General features: G+C 53.8%; 8 protein-coding genes. All 8 read left to right on the forward strand.

The features are described 5' to 3' along the window. Positions 1–125: 125 nt before the first annotated feature. Positions 126–1268 (forward strand): GntR family transcriptional regulator, encoded by a 1143-nt coding sequence (locus tag ACTHPM_RS00655; RefSeq protein ID WP_440393274.1) that lies wholly within the window; start codon positions 126–128, stop codon positions 1266–1268. Between the two features lie 438 nt (positions 1269–1706). Then, a complete protein-coding gene (locus ACTHPM_RS00660) occupies positions 1707–3113 on the forward strand; it encodes an ABC transporter substrate-binding protein (RefSeq protein WP_440395308.1) in 1407 nt (468 codons plus the stop codon). An 87-nt stretch (positions 3114–3200) separates the two neighbouring features. Further along, a complete protein-coding gene (locus ACTHPM_RS00665; protein WP_440393275.1) occupies positions 3201–6152 on the forward strand; it encodes an extracellular solute-binding protein in 2952 nt (983 codons plus the stop codon). 83 nt (positions 6153–6235) lie between these two features. Further along, a complete protein-coding gene (locus ACTHPM_RS00670) occupies positions 6236–7144 on the forward strand; it encodes a carbohydrate ABC transporter permease (RefSeq protein ID WP_440395309.1) in 909 nt (302 codons plus the stop codon). A 3-nt stretch (positions 7145–7147) separates the two neighbouring features. After that, the gene (locus ACTHPM_RS00675; protein WP_440393276.1) at positions 7148–8020 is read left to right on the forward strand and encodes a carbohydrate ABC transporter permease; all 873 of its coding nucleotides are present in this window, start codon (positions 7148–7150) and stop codon (positions 8018–8020) included. A 15-nt stretch (positions 8021–8035) separates the two neighbouring features. Continuing rightward, positions 8036–10096, forward strand: coding sequence for a YIP1 family protein (locus ACTHPM_RS00680; protein ID WP_440393277.1), 2061 nt, complete (start codon positions 8036–8038; stop codon positions 10094–10096). Between the two features lie 23 nt (positions 10097–10119). Further along, positions 10120–12729, forward strand: coding sequence for a DUF5696 domain-containing protein (locus tag ACTHPM_RS00685; protein ID WP_440393278.1), 2610 nt, complete (start codon positions 10120–10122; stop codon positions 12727–12729). Positions 12730–12731: 2 nt separating this feature from the next. Further along, positions 12732–13628, forward strand: a complete 897-nt coding sequence (locus ACTHPM_RS00690) for a carbohydrate ABC transporter permease (RefSeq protein WP_440393279.1) — start codon at positions 12732–12734, stop codon at positions 13626–13628. The last annotated feature ends 8 nt before the right edge of the window (positions 13629–13636 follow it).

Consider the following 13636-nt stretch of genomic DNA (forward strand, 5'->3'; position numbering starts at 1 on the left):
GGCGGTCTTTTTTTGATAGAAGGAGAGCCGTTTCTGGAGTTGGTATATTTGTTTGCATAATGGAATGTTAATTTGGTATAATCAATTTGATTATGTGAATAAAGGGACAGACTGGACGTGAGTATATGCAGTCAAACCATAAGCCGTTGTATATGGTCATCATGGAAGATTTGAAAGAAAAAATACAATCCGGTGAATATAAAGAAGATCAGCAGCTGCCGACCGAAGTGGAGCTTGCCGAACAATCCGGTGTCAGCCGGATTACGTCGAAAAGGGCCTTGATCGAGCTTGAACGCGCAGGATTGATATACCGCATTCGCGGCAGCGGAAGCTATGTCAAGAAGCAGGAGGCAAGAAGCCCGCAGGGGGAGTCCGGTGCGGGGACTCAGGCGCCGATCATTTCCATGGTTTTGCCTTATATGGCCACAAGCGAGCTTGATTTCATCAAGGGTGCATCGGATTATCTGGATACGAAGGGATATTACCTCAGCATCCACAACAGCAACTGGAGCAAGGACAGGGAGCGTGAATTCCTGCTCCGTATTCCGAAGAACGGCGCGAGCGGCATTATCCTGTATCCGATCAGCACCATCAGCAACATCGATGTGCTGAACGTGCTGTACTGGAACGATTATCCCCTCGTCATGATTGACCAGTACGTGGAAAGCCTGCCCGTAACGAGCGTCGTATCGGACAACATCAACGGAGGCTATTTGGTTGCGAAGCAGCTGATTGAGCTTGGGCATGAGCGGATCGCTTTCATTTCCAGCATCAGCATCGAATTCAGGAGCTCGGTCCGCGACCGGTATCAGGGCTACTGCAAAGCGCTGCGCGATCATGGCCTTTCCGTCGATCCGGAGCTGGTTATCGCCGATTTCTACCGCGAGGCCGATCAGGATAAAAGCAACACTTTTTATAAAAAGCTGATCAGCCGCATGATGGAGCTTGGAGTAACGGCGATTCAGGCCGAGCATGACCATTTGGCCGTTGATCTGCTGCGCAGCGCGCTGGAGATGGGCATTCAGGTGCCGGGACAGCTGTCGATTGCCGGTTTCGATGATCACATGATCTCCAGTCTTGTAGAGGTGCCTCTCACGACGATTGCCCAGGATTACAGCGAAATCGGCCGCAAAGCGGCAGAGCTGATCGTCCTTCAAATCGAAGGGAAGAGCAAGGGAGCCGAGCGGGCGGAAATACCTGTCCGGCTTATTGACAGAGCCTCTACTTCCGTCATATCCGACGAATTTTCTGTTCAAGAGCAAAGGTAGCGTATGCCGAAAGACCGTCCCTACAGGGGCGGTCTTTCGTTGTGGGAACGGGTAATTCACGGAATGTGAAGGGGGATTTGCGCAGGCAAGTAGGCCCAAGGTTAGAGAACGGCCGGTATGAATTGAATATACTCAACAAAATAATAAGATATATTCACTATTTACAAAATATAGGCACCCGATTATAATAACTCGTGTAAGCGATAGATAAGATATATCTAATATGGTATATAAAGCGACAATTTCTGATTTTCCCTTCAGGATGTACAGCGTATCGCTTATTTTCACAAGGTTGTTATGAAAGCGCATTCTTTTTTGCGGACTCCGCAAATCAAAGGGGGGGATCGGTTTTATTGCTAAGGTTTCATTGGTCTTTTCTGTATTGCGGTTCAACAATTTAATCCGAAACGGAAAATGGGGGATGAACGCGTGAAGAACATGAAGGTACTCTCCATGCTGCTCGTAGTTATGCTTTGTGTATTTACCATTGTTGGCTGCTCGGGCGGCGGCACCGAAGAAGGCAGTTCCAATGAAAGCGATAAAGCCGCACAGCAACCGAAGGAACCGGAGAAAGAGCCTGCGAAAGAGGAGGCGGCAGCGCCGGAAGAGCCCAAAATCGATTTGGGCGGAGACACGATCAAGATTGGCGTATGGTATGACGACGCCGACCCGCGGCTCGTGAAAGAAAAAGGGCCGGCCGAAGAAGAGCAGATCAAACTCATCGATGAAGTCGAAAAGAAATACAATACCAAAATCGAGTACGTGAAATTCGGAGATTACGGCAAATACGTAGAAAATTTCACCACGACCTCCCTCTCCGGCACGCCGTTTGCCGACATCGTCCTCCTCGAGCTGTTCTGGGCTTTCCCGACGCTCGCCAATAAAGATTTCATACAACCGGTAGACGACAAGCTTGACCTAAAGGATCCGAAATATATCGACTGGATGAAAAAAGGCGGAAGCTTCAAAGGCAAGCAGTACGGGATGACTGATTCTTCCCCTTCGCCATACGGCATTTTTTACAATAAAACGCTCGTGAAGAAGCTGGGCCTGGAAGATCCGTATGAACTCCAGCAAAAAGGCGAATGGACTTGGGATAAATTCCGCGATTTCGCCAAAAAAGCGACCAAAGATACCAATGGCGACGGCAAAACGGATGTTTACGGCATCGCGGGCGCCTACGGCAAAATCAACTCGTTCACGGAGCAGTTGATCTACTCCAACAAAGGCACGGTTGACAAGGATGCCGAAGGAAATATCAAATTCTCCCTGAACAGCGAAAATTCGATGGAAGCGCTCCAGTTCGTATCCGACCTGTATAACAAGGACAAATCCATCATGCAGCCGATTCCGGAAGATGCGAACAAGGAATTCGTTGCCGGCAAAGGCGTCATGTACGGCGGCTTCAGCTGGGAGCTGGGCGGACTGCTCGACGGCATGAAGAACCAGGAAATCGGATACGTGTTCTTCCCGAAAGGGCCGAAATCGGACAAATACGTTTCCTATACGCCGTTCGGCAACATGTTCATGGTATCGAAGTATTCCAAGCATGCGGACGTGGCCGCAAAAATTCTGGATGAAATCAGCCTGCATGATGCGGGCAGAAAGCTGTCGCAGCAGTCTTGGGAAAGCTCTTATCCGAACAAGGAATCCCTTGATACGCGCCAGCAAATGGCTGAAAGCATTGACTACATTTCCTATTACGCAATTCCGGATGGCGGAAAACTGTTCGAAGGCGTCGTCAAAGATATCACGACAGGCAAAATCTCACCGTCTACCGCCGTCGATAAGGTCAAGCCGCAGTTCGAAGCCAACATCAACAAGCTGCTGCAGGACAGTAAATAAGAGCCCGGCAGCATAGCAGCTCTAAGGCGTACCCCCATCCCCGGAATTTCCGGGAATGGGGTACATCCGAAGAGAGAGGGGGAGCCCATGCAGAGACCGATAATGAAGGCAGCATCCATCCTGGTTCTGCTGTCGCTTGCCGCAGGCCTTGCAACAGCCGCGCAGGGACCGACTTCCCGCGAGGCTTCAGCCTCGGCCGTACAAGCGCCGGTGCAGCTGGACCTGAGCGGCATCAAAGCATCATTAAAGGCAGGCGGATACGAAGCGTATTTGGCGAAACATAACACCGCCGCGCCTTCCGGCACGGATGTGGTCATTGAAGGAGATTCCTACAGCAAGGCGGAGGGAATGAGCGTGTCCTTGCTGCCAAGCCATGAGGGCATGGAGGGAAATTCCATTCTAACGCAGGATGCCGGCACTGTAGCATGGGACGTCGATATCAAGCAAGCGGGATTATATAACATACGCTTGAAGGTATACACGGAGCCTGGCAAGGACTCCGACATTGAACGGGAGCTGTCCATTGATGGATCGGTTCCGTTTACGGAAGCGAAAAGTCTTGTTTTTAACCGGATTTGGAAAAACGAAAACAACAGCTTTGACCGTGACGAACGCGGCAATGACCTCACGCCGGCACAGGTGGAGGAACATCTCTGGCAGGATTTGACCCTGAAGGACAGCAGCGGGGCGTATGAAGAGCCATTTTTGTTTTATTTCTCCGCGGGCCGCCACAGTTTGTCACTGACTTCGATCAAGGAACCGCTGGTGATACGCCAGATTACGCTGGCTGCACCCGTGAACGTGCCTTCCTACAAGGATATAGAAGCCAAGTATGCGCAAGAAGGATTGAAGCCTGCAGCGGATGTCACGATCAAGGTACAGGCTGAGCAGGCACTTTATAAATCTTCGCCAAGCCTTCTTCCTTATAACGATCGGTCGAATCCGGCGGTGGAGCCTTATCATGTATCCAAGCTCCGAAACAACGCGATGGGCGGTTATGCCTGGAGACTGCCGGGGCAGTGGATGGAGTGGGAGGTTGACGTGCCGCGGGACGGTCTATACCAGATCGCTATTAAAAATCGCCAAAACTATCTGCGGGGCCTTTCCGTGCTTCGTTCGATTTACATAGACGGCAAGCTGCCGTTCAAGGAAATGCAAACCGTCGCCTTCCCGTACGGGAGCGCCTGGCAGATGAACGTGATCGGACCGGGCGGGAGCGAGCCGTATCTATTTCATTTAACCGAAGGTAAACACCGCATCCGGATGGAGGTCACGTTAGGGGATATTGCTCCGATCCTCCGCGCGGTGGAATCCAGCATCCTGGACTTGAATGCGATGTACCGCAAAATTATCAGCTATACCGGCACCCTTCCCGATACGTTCCGGGATTACAACCTGGAGCAGCGGATTCCGGAAATGACTCAGGTATTCCGGGAGTCGAGCGAGCAGCTGTACAGCATCGCACGGGCGATTGAAGGGCCTTCGGGCCAAAGCGACGAACGGACATCCATCATCAATACGGTCGCCTACCAGCTGAAAGACATGGCAGATAATCCCGAATCCGTACCTTCACGCGTAGAGGCGTTCAAAACGAACGTCGGCGCGCTGAGTTCATGGATGCTGACGGTGAATGAGCAGCCCCTGTCGCTGGATTACCTTATCGTGAGCTCTCCGGGAAGCAAGCTGCCGCAGGCCCAAGCCGGTGCATGGTCGAAGCTGGTTTCGGGTACGAAATCCTTTGCGGCATCCTTCTATGAAAATTATGACGACTTCTCGAGCAGCGGCGACGGCGGGAATACGATCTCCGTATGGGTAACGTCCGCCCGGGATCAGGCACAGGTCATCAAAAGGCTGATCGATGACCAATTCACGCAGCAAACCGGCATTCGCGTGAACCTGAAGCTGGTCGCATCGGATGTGATTCTTCCTTCCACGGTTGCGGGCAAAGGCCCCGATGTCGCCATGCAGATCGGAAACGATCTGCCGGTAAATTACGCCAGCCGCAGCGCGCTGCAGGATCTGTCTGCCTTTGCGGATTTCGGCGAGGTGAAAAACCAATTTAACCAGAGCGCCTTCGTGCCTTACGAATATGGCGGTTCCTATTATGCGCTGCCGGAGCAGCAGACCTTCCCGATGCTTTTTTACCGCAAAGACATTTTGGAGGATGAACTGCACCTGAAGGTGCCGCAAAGCTGGGACGATGTGTACGACATGCTGCCGGTCCTGCAAAAGCACAATCTGCAGTTCGGCCTGCCGCAGCGGTCGCTGGATTCGTTCGGCAACGACGTGGCGACCAACAATATCGTCACGATGGCGCCTAATCCGGCCTTCACCATGTTCCTATACCAGAATCAGGGCCAGATTTACAAGAATGGCGGAGCGGCCGTGGATCTGGATTCCGAGATCGGGATTCAGGAGTTTAAGCAGTGGACCGATTTCTACGTCAACTATAAAATTCCGATCACCGTCGATTTTGCCAACCGTTTCCGTACCGGCGAAATGCCGATCGGCATCGTCGATTATACGATGTACAACAAGCTCAGCGTTTTTGCGCCGGAAATCAAAGGGCTATGGTCCTTCGCGCCGGTGCCGGGGACGACAGGGCAGGACGGCAAGCTGCATCGTGAAGTGGGGAGCGGAGGCTCGGCCACCGTCATGTTCAAGCACACGGAGCATAAGGATGCGGCCTGGCAGTTCATGAAGTGGTGGACCGGCAAGGATACCCAAATTGCATTCGGAAGGCAAATGGAAATCCGCATGGGCGCTTCTGCCCGGTACCCGACCGCGAACAAGGACGCGCTGGAGCAGCTGCCTTGGCCGACGCAGGATCTGCAAAAGCTGCAGGAGCAGATGCAGTGGGTGCGGGGTATTCCCGAGGTTCCGGGCGGTTACTTGACCGGACGGAATATCGACAATGCTTTCCGCCGGGTCGTGGTGCAGGGCGAGGATCCGCGCGAAACGATGGACAATTACGTCAGGGCCATGAACGAGGAAATCACGATCAAGCGTCAAGAATTTAATCTCCCGACCGAGAAATGAGGGACCCTTCCATGAAGCAGCAAATTGCCGAGCGTCCCGTCATGCCGGGGGCAGCTCTTCCCGGCAGCGGCTCGCCAGGACGCATGCTCCGGCGCAAAGCCGGGCGGGTATGGACTGAAATGAAGAAGAATCGGCATGCTTATGTGCTGATGGCTCCATATTTCATTATTTTTTGCACCTTTACCGTCATTCCGGTGCTGTTGTCCTTTGTGTTAAGCTTCACCAACTTCAATCTTCTGGAGCCTCCCCAATGGGTCGGTTGGCAGAATTATGCAAGGTTGTTCGTTCAGGACGATATTTTTCTCATCGCCTTGAAAAACACGCTGCTCTTCGCAGCAATCACCGGCCCGATCAGCTATATCGCCTGCTTTATGTTCGCCTGGCTGATCAATGAGCTGCCGCCGAAGCTTCGCGCGCTGCTTACCTTGGTTCTGTATGCCCCGTCGATATCGGGCAATACGTATCTGATCTGGACGCTGCTCTTTGCAGGCGATTCGTACGGCTATGCCAACTCCTTTCTCATGAAGTGGGGCTTTATCATGGAGCCGCTCCAATGGCTTCAGGATTCCCGGTACGTGCTGATGATCCTGATCCTGGTGCAGCTGTGGCTGAGCCTCGGCACCTCCTTCCTGGCCTTTATCGCCGGACTGCAGAACGTGGACCGGACCATGTACGAGGCAGGAAGCATCGACGGCATCCGCAACCGCTGGCAGGAGCTCTGGTTCATCACGCTGCCGGCCATGCGGCCCCAGCTGATGTTCGGTGCGGTCATTCAGATCGCTTCAGCCTTCTCCGTAGCGGAAATCTCGATCTACCTGATCGGATTTCCGAGCGTGGATTACGCGGCGCATACGATTGTGACCCATCTTGTCGATTACGGTACGATCCGGTTTGAAATGGGCTACGCGTCGGCGATCGCCACCGTTCTGTTCACGATTATGCTGACGGTGAACCTCGTTACCCAGAAGCTCCTTGGAAAAGTAGGTGAATAAAGCATGAAATGGGTACTTAAAATGCCGAAAAGACTGAACAGGTCCTGGGGCGTCGATCTGCTGCTGTTCGTGCTGCTGGGCGGCGTGGCCTGTTTTATGGCGCTGCCGCTCGTGTTCACGATCAGCAACGCATTCAAGCCGATCGACGAAATCTTCACTTTTCCGCCCAAGCTGTTCGTCCGCAACCCGACCTTTAAGAACTTTACGGATCTCGTCGGCATTTTCAGCGATTCCTGGGTGCCGTTTACGAGGTATGTATTCAATACGTTTTTCATCGCGATCATCGGGACGGTGGGCCATGTCATTTTGGCATCGGCGGCAGCGTATCCGCTCGCGAAGCTCCGTTTTCCGGGTAAAAGGCTTCTCTTTAACATCGTGGTGCTGTCGCTCATGTTTACGGTATACGTGACCCAGGTTCCGAACTATATGATCATTTCGTATCTGGGGCTGATCAATACCTATTGGGCGATCCTTCTTCCCGCATTCGGGATGACGCTCGGGCTGTATCTGATGAAGCAATTCATGGAACAGATCCCGGATGCGCTGCTGGAGGCAGGAAAGATTGACGGGGCGAGCGAGTACCGCATCTACTGGCAGATCGTCATGCCGATCGTCCGGCCCGCCTGGCTGACGCTGATTATCTTCTCCTTGCAAAGTCTCTGGACCAACGGCTCCGTGACGAGCCACAAATATATTTATAGCGAGCAGCTGAAGACGGTGGATTACGTGTTCGGCCAAATCGCGAGCGGCGGCCTGGTCCGGACGGGTCCGGTCGCGGCGGTTACACTGCTCATGATGATCGTGCCGATCACCGTGTTCATCGTCACGCAGAGCAGCATCATTCAAACGATGTCCACATCGGGCTTGAAGGAATAACAGGAGGACATGCAGATGAAGAGAAGGTTTGCTTTATTCATGATCGCGCTGCTCCTGACTTCGGGCATCGGCGCAGCTCCTGCCTCGGCGGGGGACACCGCCTACAACTATTCTTTCTGGGGGACCCCCGTACCCGCACCGGAGCCTTTCACGCTGGATCAGGTCATATACGGCAGCGAGTGGAGCATCGGGGCGTTATCGTCTCCCCAGGACATCTATGCGGATGGTGAAGGCAATCTGTATATTGCCGATACCGGCAACAACCGGATCGTCATTTTGGACCGGGATTTGAAGCTTATCGGCGCCATTGCCGAATTCGAGCATGAAGGCCAAAAGGACAGCCTGAACCATCCGCAGGGGATATTCGTGGATGCGGACCGGCATATCTACGTTGCGGATACGGATAACCGCCGGATCGTCGAGCTGGACCGGGACGGGAAGCTGGTCCGGGTCGTGAACGAACCGAAATCGACGCTGCTCCGGCCGGGTTTTCAATATCTTCCCGTCAAGCTGGCGGTCGATAAGGCCAAAAGGCTGTATGTGATCAGCCAAGGCAGCTACGAAGGCATTATGGAGTTTGACTCGGACGGCGCATTCAGCGGCTTCATCGGCACGAACCGGGTGAAGTTCAGTCCGGTGGACCTGTTCTGGAAACGGATATCCACCAAGGCCCAGCGCGAGCAGATGCAGCAGTTTATACCGATCGAATTCAACAACCTCGATGTGGACGACAGCGGTTTTATATATACGTCCACGTCGGAGGAGAACTCCGACCAGCCGCTGAAGCGCCTCAATCCTTCGGGAACGGACATCCTGCGCAGCAAAGGATATTTCCCGCCCAAAGGGGATGTGGGAAATCTGGAGGGAGGCAGCGTGCCCGGGAGCTCTATTTTCGTTGACGTTATTCCGGACCGGGGCGGCATGTACAGCGCGCTCGATTCGAAGCGGGGACGCATTTTTACCTATGACAAGGACGGCCATCTTCTGTACGAGTTCGGCGGGCTCGGAAGCCAGCAGGAAAATTTCCGGACGCCGGCGGCGATCGAGATGCATGGCGACCGGCTGCTCGTTCTTGACAAGGACAACAACCGTCTGTCGGCTTTTGTCCCGACTGTCTATGGCAGTCTGATCCGCAGCGCCGTTACCGCGCTGGGCGAAGGGAAGGCGGAGCAGTCGACGGCTGACTGGAAAAAGGTGCTGCAGCTGAACGCGAATTTCGACGTAGCCTACATCGGCATCGGCAAGTCGCTCCTGAAACAGGGAGACAACCGTGAGGCGATGACCTACTTCAAGCTGGGGAACAGCCGGGAATATTATTCCGAAGCCTTTAAGCGATACCGGAAGGAAGTTGTGTTCGAGCATTTCGGTACGATCGTTCTGGTCATCGTGTTCTTCATCGCTGTGGTGATTGCCGGCGTCAAGCTGGCGGGCCGCAAGACGAAGGGACAGTTTTATCAGGAATTCGGCATTGTCCGCAATCCGTTTTACACGATGCTTCATCCCTTTAACGGGTTCTGGGAAATGAAGTACGAGCGTAAAGGCAGACTCAGCGTCGCATTCGTTATTATGGCGCTGCTGGTGATCGCCACGATCGTGAAGCGACAATTCAATGGCTTCGTCATCAACTTCAACAATCCCGAGCAATTGAACAGCCTGGATGAGCTCAAATTCATCGTGCTTCCGTTCCTGCTCTGGTGCATCGCCAACTGGTCGCTGACGACGTTGATGGACGGCGAAGGCAAATTCACCGAAATCATTATCGCGACGGCATATTCTTTGCTGCCGCTGGTGCTGATCTACTTTCCTCAAGTACTGTACAGTAACGTCATTACCGCGGATGAAAGTTCATTCTACTATTTGCTCAATACGGTCGCCATGATTTGGTTCGTATGGCTCCTGTTTACGGGTACGATGACTGTGCACCAGTATTCGGCCGGAAAAACCGTCGTGACGATGCTGCTGACGCTTGTGGTGATGGGAATCATCATCTTCCTCGGCGTGCTGTTCTTCAGCATGCTGCAGCAGATGATCAATTTCGTCAGCTCCATCTATAAGGAAATTTCATTCAGGACGTAGACGCCAAGGAGGAGGGATGGAACGTGGGCATTCGCCAAAAACAAGCCGCAGGCATCCTGTGCGCACTGCTCCTGACAGCGGGAATCGCCGGAGCCGGCATAGGTGCATTTCCTGGAAAAGAAGCTGATGCATCCAAGGCAGAATCTGCTCCGTTAGCGGATTCGCCGGCTGCTGGAAAGGAACAGGCTCAGACTTCGTTAAATATAATCCCGGCATCGGCGCCGCTTCCGAATCTGCCTGCAACCAAGAATACGCCTCAGGAGCTGGAAGCGTTCGGCAAGATGGAAAAGACGGCGGAAAATGACCGGCTCAGCCTGTACGTGAATAAGGAGACCGCGGAAATCGCTGTTCAGGAAAAAGGAAACGGCTATATCTGGTTCTCGAATCCGCCTGGTCGAAGCGATGACGAGCAGGCCTCTCCGCTGTATCAATCCGAAATGTCTGCGCAGGTATTGCTGACTTATTACAACGAAAAAGGGCAGATCAACGCCTTCAACAGTTACGACGACAGCGTCGCTAAGAAACAGTTCAAAATGACACCTGTAGACCAGGGGATACGCGTGGAGTACCACCTGGGAAACATGGCTTCTTCCTTCGCCAACATCCCGAAGGTTGTCGGCAAGGAACGCTTTGAGAAGGAAATTCTGGACCGGATCAAGGATGCGGACCAGCGGGATGACGTGAAATTCAAATTCCGTTTCGACGAGAAAAAGCAGGTGTACGAAGTCCGCAAGCTGCAGGACTATATCGCGGAAGAGCTTTCCGCGGTCCTCGAGGCTGCGGGTTATACGGCAGAGGATGCAGCGCAGGACAACAAGGAGAATGGAGCGGGCGAAGCCGAAGCCTCAGCGGAGGCGGAATTCAAGATTCCACTCGTATATACGCTGGACGGCAGCAATCTCGTCGTATCGGTTCCGGCCAAGGAACTGGCCTTCAACAAAGCCTATCCGATCGCGTCGCTGCAAATCCTGAAATTTTTCGGCGCGGCGGATACGGGCAAAAATGGCTACATCTTCGTACCCGACGGATCGGGGGCCCTCATCCATCTGAATAACAAGAAGCTGAATGCGGAGCCTTACAGCCTGCCGGTGTACGGCAACGACGGAACCTTTGACGTCAAGGAGCGAATCCAGACGAACGAGGTTACGCGTCTGCCGGTATTCGGTCTCAAGCAAAACGACCATGCGCTGATCGGCATCATCGAAGACGGGGAAGCCGGGGCCAGCATCGCAGCGGACGTCAGCGGGCGCAACGATTCTTACAATACCGTCAGCGGCAAGTTTCAGGTGACGGCGATGGACTATTATACGCTGTCCTCCGGCACCAAAACGAGCGCGGTGCCCATGTTTCAGACCGGGACTTATCAAGGCAGCCTGCAGCTGAGATATGCCTTTCTCTCCGGCGCTTCCGCCGATTATTCGGGCATGGCAGCCGCCTACCGGAGCTATCTTGCAGCCAAATATGAATGGAAACCCCTTGATGGATCATCGGAGGCCCCGTTCATATTGGAGCTGATCGGCGCATTCCGCAAAAGCAAATCCATCCTGGGCATCCCTTACCAGTCGACGGAGCCTTTAACGACCTTCGCCGAAACGGAGGAGATGCTGGGCAAGCTGAAGGACGCGGGAATCGGCAGCATCAACCTTCGCCTGGTAGGCTGGTTTAACGGGGGAATCCGCCATTCTTCACCGTCGGACATTGATATCCCGGGCGTTCTGGGCGGAAAGAAGGGATTCATGAAGCTTTCGGATTACGCGAAAAAGAACGGCATCGGCTTTTATCCGGACGCCGCCTTCCTGGAGAAGTACAAAGGCAAAGCGGGAGCGGCAACGCTCCTTGACCGCGGCAAAGCGGAAGTGTACGCCTATAATCCCGTCACTTACGCGAAGGATACAAGCAGGTTCTCCCACTATATTCTGTCGCCGCGCCAGCTGCCGAAGCAGGTGGACGGCTTCCTGAAGGATTATGCCAAGCTTGGCGTATCCGGGCTTTCGCTGCGAGATCTCGGCAAAGAGGTCAATTCGGATTTCGATCCCGCGCATCCCGTAAACCGCCAGGACTCGCTTACAGCCTCGGCCAAGGAGCTTTCGCGCCTCCGCGATGCCGCTGGACCGCTCATGATCGACGGCGGCAATGCGTACAGCCTGCCCTATGCGGGCATGATCGTGAATGCTCCGGTACGCAGCAGCCGCCTGAACATCACGGATGAGGAAATTCCTTTTTTCCAGATGGCTCTGCATGGGTACGTCGATCTGGCCGGGGCTCCATACAATATGGATGAGCTGCAGAGTCCGCGCCACTCCATGCTTCAATCGCTGGAAACGGGTTCGTCCATGTATTATCAATGGTTCGCGGCCGATCCTTCTCAAGTGAAGGACACGGAATATAACGGTTTGTATGCGCTGCATTACAAGGACTGGTTTGACGAAGCGGTGAAGCTCTACCGTGAATCCAGCCCGGTTCTGTCCAAGGTGCGGAGCCAGGTCATTACGGCCCACAGCAAGCTCGCTCCCGGCGTGGTCCGCACGACGTATCAGAACGGAGTCAGCGTGACGATCAATTACAACCATACGGCGGTAGCCGTGGACGGCCTGCAGCTTCAACCGCTGAGCTATCACGTAGGGGGTGAATAACAATGTTCAGAAAACCACTCACCCTGTCCCAGAAAAAGCAGTGGTACGGCGTATTGTTCGTGTCGCCCCTGCTTCTTGGGCTCATCATCCTGTTTCTGCTGCCGCTCATCCAGTCCTTCCGGTTCAGCCTGAGCTCGATTCATCTGGTCGAGGGAGGATTTGCCGTCGATTACAAGGGCTGGTCCAACTATGGCCAGTTGTTCACGACGAATCCGGATTATCCGAGAAGGCTGACAGAATCGGTCACCAATATGGTGGTCAACGTCCCGATCATCATCATTTTCAGCCTGTTTGCGGCTGTGCTCCTGAACCAGAAGTTTCGGGGCCGGGCGCTGGCGAGGGCGATATTCTTCCTCCCGGTCATTCTGGCATCGGCCGCGATCGCGAATCTCGACATCAGCAGCTTCGTCGGGGGCTCGACTATGAGCGGCGGCAGCAGCGAAGGCAGCGGCGGGCTCATGCAGAGCTTTGAATTGAAGAAAATGCTGACCGAATCGGGGCTGGCCCCCATGTTCGTCGATTACATTACGGGCGCGGTCGACCGGATTTACGAGATCATCAGCTCCTCCGGCGTGCAAATTTTGATTTTCCTTGCCGGACTGCAGTCCGTATCGCCCGCTTTGTACGAAGCTTCACGCATCGAAGGAGCGACCGGCTACGAAATTTTCTGGAAGGTGACGTTCCCGATGATGACGCCGCTTATTTTGACCAACACGGTATATTCCATCATTGATTCGTTCAGCCACAATTCCATCAATTCCCTGATTTCCGAAACGGCGTTCAAATCGTTCGAATTTGGGCAGAGCGCAGCGATGTCTTGGGTCTATTTTGCGGTCGTGACCGTGATTCTGGGCGTATCCACGGCCATCATTTCCAGAAAGGTGTTCTACTACGACTGAAAAGGAGG

The organism is Paenibacillus sp. SAFN-054 (genome assembly GCF_051966755.1).
Classification (GTDB): Bacteria; Bacillota; Bacilli; order Paenibacillales; family Paenibacillaceae; genus Paenibacillus_AQ.